This is a genomic window from Pseudomonas sp. K2I15 (genome assembly GCF_002204795.1).
Classification (GTDB): Bacteria; Pseudomonadota; Gammaproteobacteria; order Pseudomonadales; family Pseudomonadaceae; genus Aquipseudomonas.
Genome location: NZ_NIXO01000025.1, coordinates 54,641 through 70,564 on the forward strand (window position 1 = coordinate 54,641; position 15,924 = coordinate 70,564).

The following is a 15,924-nucleotide window of genomic DNA, read 5'->3' on the forward strand; positions in this document are numbered from 1 at the left end:
GGGGTGGGTTTCACAGAGGCTGCTAGCCGCCGGATTTCTTCGCCTTGTAACCCAGCTTGATCAGCTCGGCCAACAGCAACTCGACGTGGTCGCCCTGAATCTCGATGATGCCGTCTTTCAAGGCGCCACCGGTGCCACAGCGCTTTTTAAGCGTGGTGGCCAGCTCCTTCAGGGCGTCTTCGGCCAGGGGCACGCCGGTGATGGTGGTCACCGTCTTGCCGCCACGGCCCTTGCTCTCGCGACGTACGCGGGCAATACCATCGCCTTCGGGGATCAGGGTTGTTTTGCAGGTGCATGAATCCACAGGCTGGCGACAGTCCGGGCAATGTCGACCTGCGTCGGTGGAAAATACCAGGCCACCAAGGGCGGCGAAGGATGCGGCTTTTTTGGCCACCGGCAATCCTCTTGGGAGGACAAAGACTGATCGATGGGGTCATCGACCGCGAAGCCCCACTCAGGCAGGGGCAGCGCACTTCACCGCAGGCGTTCAACCCACTGTAGGAGCGAGCTTGCTCGCGAAGGTCGTCAACGATAACGCGGGCATTCAGGCAGCACGCGTAGCGCTTACGTTTTTCGCGAGCAAGCTCGCTCCTACAGGGTGAAGCAACAACGGTTCAGCTTGAAAAGTCGCGCAGTGTAACGGCAAAAACGCCCCTTGCTAAGAGCCAAATGGCGCCAATTTATGCAACTTTAGCGACGCAGGGCCAAATAACGACGCAACCCTTCCTGCGCATCCGGGCAATAGGGCTTTTGCTCGGCCTCCTGCAACACCGTCGCCAGTGGCAGAAAGCGCGCCTCCATGACTTCTTCCAGCTGGATCCGCAGCGGCCCGTCCCATACGGCAGAGAACGAAGTGCACCAGAGCCGGCTGTCGCCGTCTTCGAAGTAGAAATGATCGTGTGCGGTCAGTTCGACGCCGCTAACCCCCAGTTCCTCTTCCAGCTCGCGGGCCGCCGACTCAGCGTAGGACTCGTGGGCCGCCACCATTCCGCCCGCCGCCGTGTCCCAGAAACCCGGGTACATGGCTTTGCTCAGGGTGCGCCGATGCACGCACAGCTCACCGGCAGAGTTGAACAGGAAGATAAAGGTGCAGCGCCCGATCAGCCCGCGCTGGCGCAGATCAGAACGCACCAGGCTGCCGAGCAGGTTGTCGTGTTCGTCGACCCAGGCAATCAATTCGGCGTCGGAGGCGGCGCGGTGCGCAGCCTCCTTTGAGGAAGCGTCCATCATCAACCCTGGTTCAGGAGCTGACGCAAGTCGATCACTGCAGCGTTGGCCCGGGAAATATAGTTGGCCATCACCAGCGAATGGTTGGCCAGGATGCCAAAACCACTGCCGTTAAGAATCATGGGGCTCCACACCGGCTCCTGCGAGGCTTCCAGCTCACGAATGATCTGGCGCACGCTGACGGTGGCGTTTTTCTTGGCCAGCACGTCGGCGAAGTCGACTTCAATGGCGCGCAGCAGATGGGACAGGGCCCAGGCTTGGCCACGGGCTTCGTAGAACACGTTGTCGATCTGCATCCATGGGGTTTCTACCACTTCTTCGTCGACCTGCGGCACTTCACCCGGCGCCAGCGCTTCGGTTTTCAGTGCGGTGTTGAGCTTGACCCGGCCCACACTGGCCGACAGCCGTTGCGACAGCGAACCCAAGCGAGTCGCCACATCACCCAGCCAGTTGTTCAGGTTGTCGGCACGCGCATAGAACAGCGCTCCGCGCTGATTCGGGTCGGACAAACGTGCTTCGTAGCGGCTCAGGGAATTGATGCCTTCCTGGTATTCCGACTCGCTGGACGGCAGCACCCAGCTTTTGTTGTCGAAGTTGAAACGCGGCTCGGCCTTGGCCAGATCCGCGTCTTCCGCCGACTGCGACTGGGAACGGGCGAAGTCCTTGCGCAGGGCACGGGTCAGGTCACGCACCTGCACCAGCACGCCGTATTCCCAGCTCGGCATGTTGTCCATCCACAGGCCCGGCGGGAAACGGTCGTTGGAAATGTAGCCGCCCGGCTTGTTCAGCAAGGTGCCCACCACGGTCTTGAGGGTTTCGACGGTGGTGAAGCCCACCACCATCTGCTTGCCTTCCTTCTCGGCAGCAATTTGCGCATTCTGCTGAACCGGGAACAACGCAGGCTCTTCGCTCCAGTACCAACCCAGGGCACCGGTGACCAACAGGTACAACGCAACCAGCGAGAGCAGCGCACGGCTCATCAGCAGGTTACGGAAATAGCTGCGGGGGGCCGACTTGGTCTCGGGGGCCGGGCCCTTTGCACTGCCTGCGCGGTTTTTCCAGTCCAGCATGGCGATATCCTTTCAATCACTTGAGTTCAATAGCTACGACCACAACCCTACCCCATCGTGCCGAGCATTGCGGCGCTTTTAGTCAGGGGTGGCGCGAGTGCGCGGCTCGACTATAAAGGATGCACGCCTTTTACGCCCGCGCGACTGCAGGGTCGACAAATGAATATCCAGGACCTCGCAGTTAATTGACGTATGACACTCGTGCAGAGGAAAAGAGGTGCTAGCATAGAGCCATCAGTTCTACCTCAGCATGCAGCCTAACTAGTAGTCAGGATATGACCGAGCCAGAAGACCCCAGCCGTGAGCGTCTCAAGCACCATTTTGCCCAGCGGGTAATTCATCAGGCACGTCAAATTCTTGAGATCTGGCAGCGCCTGCAACGCAGCGAATGGTCGACCACTGACTTGTCCGAACTCAGTGAGGCCAACCTGCGCCTGCTGCGGTTTGCCGAGCGCTTCGAGCAGCCGGAACACGGCCAACTGGCGCACCTGATCAGCGCCTCACTCAAGGCAGTGGACGACAACCGCGGCCGCCTGAGCAGCCACCTGATCACCGATCTCAATCGCCTGATGCAGCGCCTGTCGCGCACCGGCCTGCGCCAGGGCGACCAGCTGGAACAAACCTTCCTGCCGCCGATGCGCAAGCCGATCTACGTGATGCTGGCCGATCACGACCGCGCCGAGCGCTTGGCCAAGCAGCTGGAGTTTTTCGGCTTGAGCGCCCAGTCGCTCGACAGCGTGGCAGCGTTTCGCTCATCGATGGCCGAGCGTTTGCCGGCGGCCATCGTGATGGATGTGGATTTTTGCGGCACCGGCCTGGGCCTGAAACTCGCCGCCGAAGCCCAGGAAGGCCTGGAGCAAAAACTGCCGCTGCTGTTTTTCAGCCTGCACGAAACCGATACGCCCACCCGCCTGGCCGCCGTGCGCGCCGGCGGCCAGGAGTTCCTCACCGGAACCCTGGAGGCCTCGAGCCTGCTGGAAAAAATCGAAGTGCTGACCTGCGTCGCCCAGTACGAACCTTATAAAGTGCTGATCATCGACGACTCGCGCGCCCAGGCGATGCACACCGAGCGCCTGCTCAACAGCGCCGGCATCGTCACCCGCACCCTGATCGAACCGATCCAGGCCATGGCCGAGCTGGCAGACTTCCAGCCCGACCTGATCATCCTCGACATGTATATGCCGGCCTGCACCGGTACCGAACTGGCCAAGGTGATCCGCCACAACGACCGTTACGTCAGCGTGCCGATCATCTACCTCTCGGCCGAAGACGACCTGGACAAGCAACTGGACGCCATGAGCGAAGGCGGCGACGACTTCCTCACCAAGCCGATCAAGCCCCGGCACCTGATCACCACCGTGCGCAACCGCGCAGCAAGGGCGCGCAACCTCAAGGCGCGGATGGTGCGCGACAGCCTTACGGGGCTGTACAACCACACGCACATTCTGCAATTGCTTGAAGACTGTAGCTTCCGCTCGCGTCGCGAGGGCAAGGCGCTGAGCTTTGCGATGCTCGACATCGACCACTTCAAACGGGTCAACGACAGCCACGGCCACCCCATGGGCGACCGGGTGATCAAGAGCCTGGCGCTGTTTCTCAAGCAGCGCCTGCGCAAGACCGACTATATAGGCCGTTACGGTGGCGAAGAATTTGCCATCGTGATGCCCGACACCGATCTCGACGCCGCCTGCAAAGTGCTCGACGAAATCCGTGGGCGCTTTGCCGAGGTTCACTACCCCGCCCAGCCGCAGGATTTGTGGTGCACCTTCAGTGCCGGCGTGGTGGAACTGTGTGATGGCTCCGACAGCCTGATGATGGCGGCCCAGGCCGACGAGGCGTTGTACCGCGCCAAGGATGCCGGGCGTAACCGGGTGGTGTCGGCGCGCGCATCAAAGCAAAGTGCCACCTTTTCACCGGAATCCACCGAATCCGTCATAACTTTGTAATAGAAACGCAATAACTTCAGGCACTTACTTCTGCTGTCGGTTGAAACCACGCATGCGCCTGAAGCTGCTGACGAATCTGAACACCCTCCTTCTGGTCGCCGTTTGCCTGGCCCTGGGCGCGACGCTCTGGTGGTCGCAACGCGCCCTGGAGCGGCCTTATCTGCTGATGGAGCGCTACCTGGGCCTGTCGCAGACCTTTCAGAACCAGGCCGCACGCAACATCGACGACTACCTCGCCAGCGGCGACGCTCTGCGCCTGAGCAGCGCCAGCCAGAGCCTGGAAAACCTGCTGCAGCACCTGGATGAGTTACCGGCAGACCTGGCGCAAAACCTGCGACCCAGCCTGGTAGACCTGGACACCTTCAGCAAGACCGACCTGCTGGCGGCCGGCAAGCTGGCGGGCGACCCGCAAGCCTTGCTGCTACAAGCCGAACGCGAACTTGGCGCGAACCTGGAGCAACTGAACCAGTACGCCAGCGGTGTGAATTCGCCCGAGGCGACGCGCTATCTGCCGCCTTTATTGGCCGCGTCCCAGCACCTGGCCAAACTCTCCCTGGCCCGGGACAAACTGGTGAGCAGCGGGCGCAGCGAACTGGCCGACGATGTGGAGCGCGAAGTCAGCAATATCCGCAGCCAGGCTGACGTGCTGGGGCAACTGCCATTGCTGGGCGTGACGGCCAGCAGCGAGTCCAATACCGACGATTTCTCGGCCATGATGGGCCTGGAAAACACCGAAAAAACCGTGGCCCAGGACACCGGCGTCGACCTCAAGCGCGAACTCAACAGCCTGCTGACCCGCTACCCCGCAGAACTGAAACGCACCCGTGAGCAAATCCAGCAACGCACCGAACTGGCCACCAGCACTCACCTGAAAATCCATGCCGTGCAGCAAGCCATCGCCGGGCTGGAGCCGGTAGTGCGGGCCCAACACGCGCAGATCCAGGGCGAAGTGCGGCTGATGCAAGGCGTGATGATCGGCCTGATTTTGCTCATGGCACTATTAATCGACACTTTGCAGCGGCGCCTGGCGCGAGTGCTGACCAACCTGGCGCCGGCCTTGTCCACATGGGCCGAAGGCGATTTCAGCCAGCCCATTGCCTTGGGCAAGACCAACCGCGAACTGCACGATATCGAAGAGTCCCTGAATCGCCTGCGCGCCTATCTGGTGGACCTGGTGGGCACCATCAGAGGCAACGCCGAGCAAGTGGCCGGCAGCAGCAGCGCACTGGCAGAACTGAGCAACGGCATGCACGACGGCGCTGAGCGGCAGGCCGGTGATACCGCGCAGATTCGCGATTCCCTCGGCGAACTGGAGGCGACTATCCAGCAGGTCGCCGGCGACGCGAGCCAGGCCGCCGAAGCCAGCCGCAGCGCAGGCGAGGCGGTGGAACAGGGCCAGCGAGTGATCGGCCTGAGCCTGACCGGGCTTCACGCATTGGTGGGCGAAGTACAGATAAACGCGCAAATGATCGAAAAACTCGCCGAAGAGTCCGCGACCATCGGCGGCGTACTCACGGTGATCCGCTCGATTGCCGACCAGACCAATCTCCTGGCGTTGAACGCCGCCATCGAGGCCGCCCGCGCGGGTGAAGCCGGTCGCGGGTTCGCCGTAGTGGCCGACGAAGTTCGCTCCCTGGCCCAGCGCACCGCCGGCGCTACCGCCGAAATCCAGCACCTGATCGCCGGCCTGCAAACCGCTGCCCGGCAATCGGTGGAAGGCATGCGTGCCCAGGTCGAACACGCCGAGGCCACTGCCGAGCAAGCCCAGGCAGCCGACGGGGCGCTGGATGAAATCGTCGGGGCGATCCAGACCATTTCCGACACGGCCGTGCGGATCGCCGATGTCACTGCCCAACAAAGCGGCGCCGTCAGCGAAATCCGCGATAACAGTGAGAGAATTCACCAATTGGGTGAGGATAACTTGCTGCGAATTGGCCAAGGGCGTAGCCAGGGCGAGCATTTGTTGGTGCTCGGCGGGCAACTCAACACCGCCGTGCAAGCATTCCGCGTCTAGCCGGATCTGCAGCCGTGTGAAGATCAAAATGTGGGAGCGGGCTTGCTCGCGAAGGCGGCGTGCCAGTCAACAGAGGTATCGACTGAACCACCGCCTTCGCGAGCAAGCCCGCTCCCACATTGACCGGATTCGGCCTTGCGGTCACATATTTTGCGCAATCCTCGCTAATCGTGCTGCCTACTGCATAGAACTGGACAGTCACAAACCCTTTGCGGCATAGTCGCCGGGTTCTACCGTGCCCACATCCATAACAAGGAACAGCCGATGGCGACCTTACTGGTTCTTCACGGACCCAACCTGAACCTGCTCGGCACCCGCGAACCGGGCGTCTACGGGGCAGTGACCCTCGAACAGATCAACCTCGATCTGGAACGACGGGCACGTGATGCCGGCCACCATCTGCTCTACCTGCAAAGCAATGCCGAGTACGAATTGATTGATCGCATCCATGCCGCGCGCAGCGAAGGTGTGGACTTTATCCTGATCAATCCCGCCGCTTTTACGCACACAAGCGTTGCATTACGTGACGCGCTGCTGGCGGTGAGCATCCCATTCATCGAAGTGCATTTATCGAACGTGCACAAACGCGAACCTTTCCGCCATCACTCTTACTTCTCCGACGTTGCGGTAGGAGTGATCTGCGGCCTTGGCGCCAGCGGTTACCGACTGGCCCTGGAGGCCGCCCTGGAACAGCTTGAAGACACGGCCAAGCGCCCCTGACCGACCCTTTGGGAGTTGATGATTCATGGATATCCGTAAAGTTAAGAAATTGATCGAACTGCTGGAAGAATCCGGTATCGACGAGCTGGAGATCAAGGAAGGCGAGGAGTCCGTACGGATCAGCCGTCACAGCAAGACCCCGGCCCAACAGTTCTACGCACCACAGATGCAAGCTCCGGCGCCTGCGCCAGTGGCTGCCGCTCCGGTTGCAACCGTTGCCGAAGCCCCTGCTGCTCCAAAACTGAACGGTTTTGTGGTCAAGTCGCCAATGGTCGGTACCTTCTACCGCACCCCGGCACCGACTTCGCCAGCCTTTGTTGAAATCGGCCAGACCGTCAAAGTGGGCGACACCATCTGCATCGTTGAAGCGATGAAGATGATGAACCACATCCAGGCTGAAAAAGCCGGTGTGATCGAATCCATCCTGGTAGAAAACGGTCAGCCGGTTGAATTCGACCAACCGCTGTTCACCATCGTTTGAACCGCGGAGAGCCAACGATGTTGAAACCTGCGAAGCTGGAAAAAGTCCTGATCGCCAACCGCGGCGAAATCGCCCTGCGGATCCTGCGCGCTTGCAAGGAAATGGGCATCAAGACCGTCGCGGTGTACTCGACTGCCGACAAAGAGCTGATGCACTTGGGTCTGGCTGACGAGACAGTTTGCATCGGCCCGGCGCCTGCCAACCTGTCTTACCTGCACATCCCGGCGATCATCGCGGCCGCTGAAGTGACCGGCGCTACCGCCATTCACCCAGGCTACGGTTTCCTCGCGGAAAACGCCGATTTCGCCGAACAGGTGGAAAAATCCGGTTTTGCCTTCATCGGCCCGAAAGCCGACACCATTCGCCTGATGGGCGACAAGGTATCGGCCAAGCACGCCATGATCGCAGCCGGCGTGCCAACCGTGCCTGGCTCCGACGGCCCGTTGCCTGAAGACCCGGAAACCGCTCTGCGCATTGGTCGCGAAGTCGGTTACCCGGTGATCATCAAGGCCGCTGGCGGCGGCGGTGGTCGTGGCATGCGCGTTGTGCACAAGGAAGAAGACCTGATCGAAGCGGCCAAGCAGACTCGCGAAGAAGCGGGCGCCTGGTTCAGCAACCCGATGGTCTACCTCGAAAAATACCTGACCAACCCACGTCACGTGGAAGTGCAGGTGCTTTCCGATGGCCAGGGTCACGCGATTCACCTGGGCGACCGTGACTGCTCGCTGCAGCGTCGTCACCAGAAGGTGCTTGAAGAAGCACCGGCACCGGGCCTGGATGAAACCGCCCGTGCCGAAGTGCTGGCGCGTTGCGTCAAGGCGTGCATCGACATCAACTACCGTGGCGCGGGCACTTTCGAGTTCCTGTACGAGAACGGCCGCTTCTACTTCATCGAGATGAACACTCGTGTGCAGGTAGAGCATCCGGTATCGGAAATGGTCACCGGTATCGACATCGTCAAGGAGATGCTGAGCATCGCCGCTGGCAACAAGCTGTCGTTTACCCAGGAAGATGTGAAGATCCACGGCCACTCCCTGGAGTGCCGGATCAACGCCGAAGACCCGAAAACCTTTATCCCAAGCCCAGGCATGGTCAAGCACTTCCATGCACCAGGCGGCAACGGCGTTCGCGTCGATTCCCACCTGTACAGCGGCTACAAGGTTCCGTCGAACTACGACTCCCTGATCGGCAAGCTGATCACCTGGGGCTCGACTCGCGATGAAGCCATGGCACGCATGCGCAATGCCCTGGACGAAATCGTGGTAGACGGCATCAAGACCAACATCCCGTTGCATCGGGACCTGGTTCGCGATGAAGGCTTCTGCGAAGGTGGTGTGAACATTCACTACCTGGAACACAAGCTGGCTAATCAGTAAGCGAAGTGATCCACCCAACAAAGCCGCCTTCGGGCGGCTTTGTTGTTTGTGGTGCCTGTGAAAAACGCTTTTGTGGCGAGGGGGCTTGCCCCCTCGCTACAACAAGCTCCCTCACCACAACAAGCTCCCTCGCCACAGGTCATGCTCTCGCGTAAACTTGCGCGTTTCTCGCAGCCCTACCCTGCTGCACACTCATTTTTTCAAAGGTGCCCGCCATGCCTTGGCTGCAAGTCCGTCTCGCCATCAGCCCAGAACAAGCCGAAACCTACGAAGACGCGTTCCTCGAAGTGGGCGCCGTGTCGGTGACCTTCATGGACGCCGAAGACCAGCCGATCTTCGAACCCGAACTAAACACCACCCCGCTGTGGTCCCACACCCACTTGCTGGCTCTGTTCGAAGACGGCACCGATGCCGCCAGCGTCCTGGCCCATATGGAATTGCTCACCGGCGGCCCGCTGCCGGAACACCACAGCGAAATCATCGAAGACCAGGACTGGGAACGCAGCTGGATGGACAACTTCCAGCCGATGCGTTTTGGCCAGCGCCTGTGGATCGTGCCGAGCTGGCACGCCGCCCCCGAGCCTGACGCCGTGAACCTGCTGCTGGACCCGGGCCTGGCGTTCGGCACCGGCACCCACCCCACCACCGCCCTGTGCCTGGAATGGCTCGACGGCCAGGACCTGCAAGACTGCAACGTGCTGGACTTCGGCTGTGGCTCGGGGATTCTGGCGATCGCCGCGCTGCTGCTGGGCGCCAAGGAAGCCGTCGGTACCGATATCGACGTGCAAGCCCTGGAAGCCTCCCGCGATAACGCCGGGCGTAATCACATCCCTGAAGAGAAATTCCCGCTGTACCTGCCGGAGCAATTGCCCCAGGTACAGGCCGACGTGCTGGTGGCCAACATCCTCGCCGGGCCGCTGGTTGCCCTGGCGCCGCAGCTGTCGAGCCTGGTCAAGCCGGGCGGCCGCCTGGCGCTGTCGGGCATCCTCGCCGAACAGGGCGAAGACGTTGCCGCGGCCTACGCCCAGGATTTTGAGCTGGATCCGATCGCCAACCGCGACGGCTGGGTACGCATCAGCGGTCGTCGGCGCTAGAATGAGCGCCTGCATGAATCGGATGGCCGCATGACCGACAGTTTCGTCACCCAGTGCCCACATTGCCAAGCGCGCTTTCGCGTCAGCCATGCTCAATTGAGCGTGGCCCGTGGCGTGGTGCGCTGTGGCTCATGCCTGCAAGTGTTCAATGCCGCTCGCCAACTGCTGGAGCAGCGCGCCAGTGCGCCCGCGCCCCAGCCACCGGCAGCAATAGAACCGCCACCCGAAGCACAACGGGCCATCAGCCAGAAGCAATGGACCGCCGAAGAGCTGGACCTGGATAACCTGGACCTCGACGAAGAACTGGCCAAGCTGGAGCGTCGCGAGATTCAACACACCCAGCCCGTGGGTGCGGACCGTCGCCAACACGGCGCCGACCGTCGGCAAAAAGAAGACGCCCTCAGCGCCAGCCGTGACTCGGCCAAAGCCGAGGAAGAACAATGGGCCGCCAGCCTGTTCAGTGAGCCGCGCGATGAACGGGCGCAAGCCCCGCAACCGGCCGACGACGAACCGCAACCCTCCAAGGCTGCAACAGGCAAACCCAAGCGCACCGAGCCTTCAATGTCGTTTGAAGCCGTTGAGCCTGGCGACGAGCCACCGCTGCACGCAAGCACCGCCGATGACGAACTCGACCCACCGGTAACCGCCGAAATAGTCGAACCCGAAGCCGAACAACCCGAACGCCCGCAGCCCAAACGCAAGCGCCCTCGCCCCGAGGCTGGCGCCCACGACGACGTGCTGCAGGACCTGGAAGATGACCCGCTGCACCTGTATTCCCAGAAGCGCTCCTCCGGCTGGGGCCGCCGCCTGTTCTGGGGCTTGCTGGTGCTGCTGGCCGCCGCCGGCCTTGCGGGGCAATACGTCGCCTACCAATTCGACGACCTGGCACGCCAGGACGCCTATCGCCCGTGGTTCCAGGAACTGTGCCCGAAACTGGGCTGCACCGTGCCATCACGGGTCGATATCGCCCACATCAAGAGCAGCAACCTGGTGGTGCGCAGCCACCCGGAGTTCGCCGGCGCCCTGGTGGTGGACGCGATCATCTATAACCGCGCGACATTCTCCCAACCGTTCCCGTTGCTGGAGCTACGTTTTGCCGACATGAACGGGAATATGATCGCCAGTCGTCGCTTCAAACCCGCCGAGTACCTCAGCGGTGAGCTGGCAGGCGTGACCGAGATGCCCTCCCAGACGCCGATCCACATCGCCCTGGACATCCTCGACCCGGGCAACAAAGCGGTGAATTACAGCCTGAGCTTCCACTCTCCCGAGTGAACCGGCTCATGGGCCGGGGTTTGACGGCAGATTATTGACTGCGCCGCCTTTGACCAAACCGGCGGCGATAAGAAAATAACTGTTCAGATTTTATCCAATTCAGCCTTTATCCAGTCATCGAGAGCGGGTATCATGCCAACCCTTTTTCGAACTCTAATGATCCGGCCCCACAACAGGGAAGTCCTATGTCGGCGGTACGCATCGGCCCATACACATTGCATAACGGCTTGATCCTCGCCCCTATGGCGGGCGTCACCGACCAGCCCTTTCGTCAGCTTTGCAAGCGGTTGGGCGCAGGGCTTGTAGTCTCGGAAATGGTCACCAGCGACATGAGCTTGTGGAACACCCGCAAATCGCGGATGCGCATGATCCACGAAGGTGATCCCGAGCCCCGCTCGGTACAGATCGCCGGTGGTGATGCGCAAATGCTGGCGGATGCGGCCCGGGCCAACGTGGAGTTGGGGGCGCAGATTATTGATATCAACATGGGTTGCCCGGCCAAGAAGGTCTGCAACAAGGCCGCAGGGTCTGCCCTGTTGAAGGATGAGCAGTTGGTGAGCGAGATCCTGCATGCCGTTGTCGCTGCAGTGGATGTACCGGTCACCCTGAAGATCCGCACCGGTTGGGACCGGGACAACAAGAATGGCCTGACGGTGGCAAAGATCGCCGAGCAGGCGGGCATTACAGCGCTGGCGGTGCATGGCCGCACCCGCGCCGACCTTTACACCGGTGAAGCCGAGTACGACACCATTGCCGCGATCAAGCAGGCGGTGTCGATTCCCGTCTTTGCCAACGGCGACATCGATTCAGCCGAGAAAGCCCGGCGCGTGTTGCACGCGACCGGCGCCGATGGCCTGTTGATTGGCCGGGCTGCCCAGGGGCGGCCGTGGATTTTTCGTGAGATTGAGCATTTTCTGCGTACCGGCGAAATTTTGCCGGCACCGGAGTTGATCGAGGTGGAACGTATTCTGCTAGAGCATCTGGCCGCCCTGCACGCCTTCTATGGAGACGTGATGGGAGTACGCATTGCTCGCAAGCATGTGGGCTGGTATCTCGCAACCTTGCCGGGCGCCAGGGAGTTTCGCGCCCACTTCAATCGTTTGGATGATACGGAAGCACAGTGCGCCAACGTTCGTGAATTCTTCTGCGAGCGTTACAAGAGCCTGGTGACAGGGGACGGAGAAGGGGTGGCCGCATGACGATGATGACCGAGACTTTAGTGAGTGGAACAACACCCGTGAGCGACAACGTCAATTTGAAACAGCACCTCAACACGCCGAGCGAAGAAGGCCAGACCCTTCGCGGGAGTGTCGAGAAGGCGCTGCACAATTATTTCGCCCACCTTGAGGGCGCTGCCGTCACGGACGTGTACAACCTCGTGCTCTCCGAAGTCGAGGCGCCGTTGCTCGAAAGCGTAATGAACTACGTCAAGGGCAACCAGACCAAGGCCAGTGAACTGCTCGGCCTGAACCGTGGCACGCTGCGCAAGAAACTCAAGCAGTACGATTTGCTGTAAGCATTCAATCAAACCAGAAAGGCGCCCGCGTAAAAACGGACGCCTTTTTTGCTGACTCCTTTGCTTTTGATGGAAATTGAAATGACCGACCAGACTACCCGCCTGCCGATCCGCCGCGCCTTGATCAGTGTCTCCGACAAGACCGGGATCCTCGAATTTGCCCGGGAGCTGGAAGCCCTCGGCGTGGAGATTCTCTCTACCGGCGGGACCTTCAAACTGCTGCAGGACAACGGCGTGGCCGCAGTGGAAGTGGCGGACTACACCGGTTTCGCAGAAATGATGGACGGTCGGGTCAAGACCCTGCACCCGAAAATCCACGGCGGGATCCTCGGTCGTCGCGGTATCGACGACGCCATCATGACCGAGCACGGCATCAAGCCGATCGACCTGGTGGCCGTTAACCTGTACCCATTCGAAGCCACCATCAACAAGCCAGGCTGCGACCTGCCGACCGCCATCGAAAACATCGACATCGGCGGCCCGACCATGGTTCGCTCGGCAGCCAAAAACCACAAAGACGTAGCCATCGTGGTGAACGCCAGCGACTACGCCAACGTGCTGGAAAGCCTGAAAGCCGGCGGCCTGACCTACGCCCAGCGCTTCGACCTGATGCTCAAGGCCTTCGAACACACCGCGGCCTACGACGGCATGATCGCCAACTACATGGGCACCGTGAACCAGGCGGCTGAAACCCTGAGCACAGAAGGCCGCAGCCAGTTCCCGCGCACCTTCAACAGCCAGTTCATCAAGGCCCAGGAAATGCGCTACGGCGAGAACCCGCACCAGAGCGCGGCGTTCTACGTTGAGGCCAAACCAGCCGAAGTCGGTATCGCCACCGCGACCCAACTGCAAGGCAAAGAGCTGTCCTATAACAACGTGGCCGACACCGACGCCGCGCTGGAATGTGTGAAGAGCTTCGTCAAGCCAGCCTGTGTGATCGTCAAGCACGCCAACCCGTGCGGCGTGGCCGTGAGCCCGGACGCAGAAGGCGGCATCCGCCAGGCGTACGAACTGGCCTACGCCACCGACACCGAGTCGGCCTTCGGCGGCATCATCGCCTTCAACCGTGAACTGGACGCCGAGACCGCCAAGGCGATCGTTGAGCGTCAGTTCGTTGAAGTGATCATTGCCCCGTCCGTGAGCGAAGAAGCTCGCGCCATCGTTGCCGCCAAGGCCAATGTGCGCCTGCTTGCCTGCGGCGAGTGGTCATCTGACCGCGCCGCTGCCTGGGACTACAAGCGCGTCAACGGCGGCTTGCTGGTACAGAGCCGCGACATCGGCATGATCGGCAGTGACGACCTGAAAGTGGTCACCAAGCGCGCCCCGACCGAACAGGAAGTCAACGACCTGATCTTCGCCTGGAAAGTCGCCAAATACGTTAAATCCAACGCCATCGTCTACGCCAAGAACCGCCAGACCATCGGTGTCGGCGCCGGCCAGATGAGCCGTGTGAACTCCGCGCGTATCGCTGCGATCAAGGCCGAACATGCCGGCTTGCAGGTGCAGGGTTCAGTGATGGCATCGGACGCATTCTTCCCGTTCCGTGATGGTTTGGACAATGCCGCGAAAGCCGGTGTGACCGCGGTGATCCAGCCGGGCGGTTCGATGCGCGACGCTGAAGTGATTGCAGCGGCTGATGAAGCCGGCATCGCCATGGTCTTCACTGGCATGCGTCACTTCCGTCACTGATCCAACTTGATCGAAATGTGGGAGCGGGCTTGCTCGCGAATACGGTGTATCAGCTACATAACCTGCGACTGACACACCGCTTTCGCGAGCAAGCCCGCTCCCACATAAAGCGCTCCAGCGGCGCCTTACAGAATTTGAGGTTTTTGAAATGAATGTTTTGATCATTGGCAGCGGTGGCCGTGAACACGCCCTGGCCTGGAAAGTTGCCCAGGACCCGCGCGTCCAGAAAGTTTTCGTTGCACCCGGCAACGCCGGTACCGCCATTGAAGCCAAGTGCGAAAACGTCGCCATCGACGTTCTGGCCCTTGAGCAGCTTGCGGACTTTGCAGAGAAAAACGTTTCCCTGACCATCGTCGGTCCGGAAGTGCCATTGGTTGCCGGCGTTGTGGACCTGTTCCGCAGCCGTGGCCTGGATTGCTTCGGCCCAACCGCCGGCGCTGCCCAGTTGGAAGGTTCGAAAGCCTTCACCAAGGACTTCCTGGCTCGTCACAAGATCCCCACCGCCGACTACCAGAACTTCACCGAGATCGAGTCGGCCCTGGCTTACCTGCGTGAGGTCGGTGCACCGATCGTGATCAAGGCCGACGGCCTGGCCGCCGGTAAAGGCGTGATCGTCGCGATGACCCTGACTGAAGCCGAAGACGCCGTACGCGACATGCTCGCCGGCAACGCTTTCGGTGAAGCCGGTTCGCGCGTGGTGATCGAAGAATTCCTCGACGGCGAAGAAGCCAGCTTCATCGTGATGGTCGACGGCAAGAACGTGCTGCCGATGGCCACCAGCCAAGACCACAAACGTGTCGGCGACGGCGACAGCGGCCCGAACACCGGCGGCATGGGTGCTTACTCCCCTGCGCCAGTGGTTACCGCGCAAGTGCACAAACGCGTGATGGACCTGGTGATCTGGCCAACCGTGCGCGGCATGGCGGATGAAGGCAACGTGTACACCGGTTTCCTGTACGCCGGTTTGATGATCGACAAGGCCGGTAACCCGAAAGTCATCGAGTTCAACTGCCGCTTCGGCGACCCGGAAACCCAACCGGTGATGCTGCGCCTGCAATCGAGCCTGGTGCTGTTGGTTGAAGCTGCACTGGCCCAGGCCCTGGACAAGGTCGAAGCCCAGTGGGACCCACGCCCAAGCGTTGGCATCGTGCTGGCCGCCGGCGGCTACCCGGCCGACTACGCCAAGGGCGATGTGATTGAAGGCCTGGACGCGGCTGCTACGCTGGAAGGCAAGGTGTTCCACGCGGGCACCGCGCTCAAGGATGGCAAGGTTGTCACTGCCGGTGGTCGCGTGTTGTGCGCAACCGCCATGGGCAGCAGCGTAGATGCGGCCCAGCAACAGGCTTACAAGCTGGCGGCGAAGCTCGACTGGAAAGGCTGCTTCTACCGCACCGACATTGGCTACCGCGCCATTGCCCGCGAGCGTGGCGAGAGCCAGTAAACACTATCCGTTCGGTTAGGCAGGGGCCCTTGGCCCTTGCCCTACGCTTGTGGCCCCGCGCATAGTTGTACCCAT

13 protein-coding genes and 1 pseudogene are annotated in these 15,924 nt (G+C 61.3%); 11 read left to right on the forward strand and 3 right to left on the reverse strand.

The window, feature by feature from the left end:
* Positions 1-22: 22 nt before the first annotated feature.
* The 3 genes from CEC48_RS16595 to CEC48_RS16605 all read right to left on the reverse strand — a co-directional run bounded on the left by CEC48_RS16595 (position 23) and on the right by CEC48_RS16605 (position 2,297).
* Positions 23-394 carry a translation initiation factor Sui1 gene (locus CEC48_RS16595; protein WP_088424721.1) on the reverse strand — a complete coding sequence of 124 codons (372 nt, stop codon included), beginning with the start codon at positions 392-394 and terminating at the stop codon, positions 23-25.
* 296 nt (positions 395-690) lie between these two features.
* On the reverse strand, positions 691-1,227 hold the full coding sequence (locus tag CEC48_RS16600; RefSeq protein ID WP_088424750.1) for an NUDIX hydrolase: 537 nt from the start codon (positions 1,225-1,227) through the stop codon (positions 691-693).
* Between the two features lie 2 nt (positions 1,228-1,229).
* Complete coding sequence (locus CEC48_RS16605; protein ID WP_088424722.1) at positions 1,230-2,297, reverse strand: DUF2333 family protein; 1,068 nt, start codon at positions 2,295-2,297, stop codon at positions 1,230-1,232.
* A 275-nt stretch (positions 2,298-2,572) separates the two neighbouring features.
* On the opposite strand from CEC48_RS16605, the gene CEC48_RS16610 reads away from it, so the two are divergent.
* From CEC48_RS16610 to purD, 11 genes and pseudogenes are all read left to right on the forward strand, one after another.
* A complete protein-coding gene (locus CEC48_RS16610; RefSeq protein WP_088424723.1) occupies positions 2,573-4,243 on the forward strand; it encodes a PleD family two-component system response regulator in 1,671 nt (556 codons plus the stop codon).
* 1,519 nt (positions 4,244-5,762) lie between these two features.
* Positions 5,763-6,257: pseudogene (locus CEC48_RS32200) on the forward strand (methyl-accepting chemotaxis protein); the annotation flags it as partial.
* Between the two features lie 264 nt (positions 6,258-6,521).
* Positions 6,522-6,977: a type II 3-dehydroquinate dehydratase gene (gene aroQ / locus CEC48_RS16620; RefSeq protein ID WP_003217307.1), complete on the forward strand. Its 456-nt coding sequence runs from the start codon at positions 6,522-6,524 to the stop codon at positions 6,975-6,977.
* A 25-nt stretch (positions 6,978-7,002) separates the two neighbouring features.
* Entirely contained in the window at positions 7,003-7,458 is a 456-nt protein-coding gene (gene accB / locus CEC48_RS16625; protein WP_088424725.1) for an acetyl-CoA carboxylase biotin carboxyl carrier protein, read from the forward strand.
* A 17-nt stretch (positions 7,459-7,475) separates the two neighbouring features.
* Complete coding sequence (accC, locus tag CEC48_RS16630; RefSeq protein ID WP_088424726.1) at positions 7,476-8,834, forward strand: acetyl-CoA carboxylase biotin carboxylase subunit; 1,359 nt, start codon at positions 7,476-7,478, stop codon at positions 8,832-8,834.
* Positions 8,835-9,049: 215 nt separating this feature from the next.
* On the forward strand, positions 9,050-9,928 hold the full coding sequence (gene prmA, locus CEC48_RS16635) for a 50S ribosomal protein L11 methyltransferase (RefSeq protein WP_088424727.1): 879 nt from the start codon (positions 9,050-9,052) through the stop codon (positions 9,926-9,928).
* A 30-nt stretch (positions 9,929-9,958) separates the two neighbouring features.
* The gene (locus tag CEC48_RS16640) at positions 9,959-11,203 is read left to right on the forward strand and encodes a DUF3426 domain-containing protein (RefSeq protein ID WP_088424728.1); all 1,245 of its coding nucleotides are present in this window, start codon (positions 9,959-9,961) and stop codon (positions 11,201-11,203) included.
* Between the two features lie 185 nt (positions 11,204-11,388).
* Complete coding sequence (dusB, locus tag CEC48_RS16645; RefSeq protein WP_088424729.1) at positions 11,389-12,402, forward strand: tRNA dihydrouridine synthase DusB; 1,014 nt, start codon at positions 11,389-11,391, stop codon at positions 12,400-12,402.
* On the forward strand, positions 12,399-12,719 hold the full coding sequence (fis, locus tag CEC48_RS16650) for a DNA-binding transcriptional regulator Fis (RefSeq protein WP_003186237.1): 321 nt from the start codon (positions 12,399-12,401) through the stop codon (positions 12,717-12,719). The genes dusB and fis overlap by 4 nt, the downstream gene beginning before the upstream one ends.
* Before the next feature lie 81 nt (positions 12,720-12,800).
* A complete protein-coding gene (gene purH / locus CEC48_RS16655; RefSeq protein WP_088424730.1) occupies positions 12,801-14,408 on the forward strand; it encodes a bifunctional phosphoribosylaminoimidazolecarboxamide formyltransferase/IMP cyclohydrolase in 1,608 nt (535 codons plus the stop codon).
* Positions 14,409-14,556: 148 nt separating this feature from the next.
* A complete protein-coding gene (purD, locus tag CEC48_RS16660) occupies positions 14,557-15,849 on the forward strand; it encodes a phosphoribosylamine--glycine ligase (RefSeq protein ID WP_088424731.1) in 1,293 nt (430 codons plus the stop codon).
* Positions 15,850-15,924: the final 75 nt, after the last annotated feature.

Coding starts and splice junctions, on each gene's coding strand:
- CEC48_RS16600 (WP_088424750.1), bottom strand. CDS start 1,227: ATGGACGCTTCCTCAAAGGAGGCTGCGCACCGCGCCGCCTCCGACGCC.
- fis (WP_003186237.1), top strand. CDS start 12,399: ATGACGATGATGACCGAGACTTTAGTGAGTGGAACAACACCCGTGAGC.
- purH (WP_088424730.1), top strand. CDS start 12,801: ATGACCGACCAGACTACCCGCCTGCCGATCCGCCGCGCCTTGATCAGT.
- CEC48_RS16610 (WP_088424723.1), top strand. CDS start 2,573: ATGACCGAGCCAGAAGACCCCAGCCGTGAGCGTCTCAAGCACCATTTT.
- accC (WP_088424726.1), top strand. CDS start 7,476: ATGTTGAAACCTGCGAAGCTGGAAAAAGTCCTGATCGCCAACCGCGGC.
- prmA (WP_088424727.1), top strand. CDS start 9,050: ATGCCTTGGCTGCAAGTCCGTCTCGCCATCAGCCCAGAACAAGCCGAA.
- accB (WP_088424725.1), top strand. CDS start 7,003: ATGGATATCCGTAAAGTTAAGAAATTGATCGAACTGCTGGAAGAATCC.
- CEC48_RS16605 (WP_088424722.1), bottom strand. CDS start 2,297: ATGCTGGACTGGAAAAACCGCGCAGGCAGTGCAAAGGGCCCGGCCCCC.
- purD (WP_088424731.1), top strand. CDS start 14,557: ATGAATGTTTTGATCATTGGCAGCGGTGGCCGTGAACACGCCCTGGCC.
- aroQ (WP_003217307.1), top strand. CDS start 6,522: ATGGCGACCTTACTGGTTCTTCACGGACCCAACCTGAACCTGCTCGGC.
- dusB (WP_088424729.1), top strand. CDS start 11,389: ATGTCGGCGGTACGCATCGGCCCATACACATTGCATAACGGCTTGATC.
- CEC48_RS16640 (WP_088424728.1), top strand. CDS start 9,959: ATGACCGACAGTTTCGTCACCCAGTGCCCACATTGCCAAGCGCGCTTT.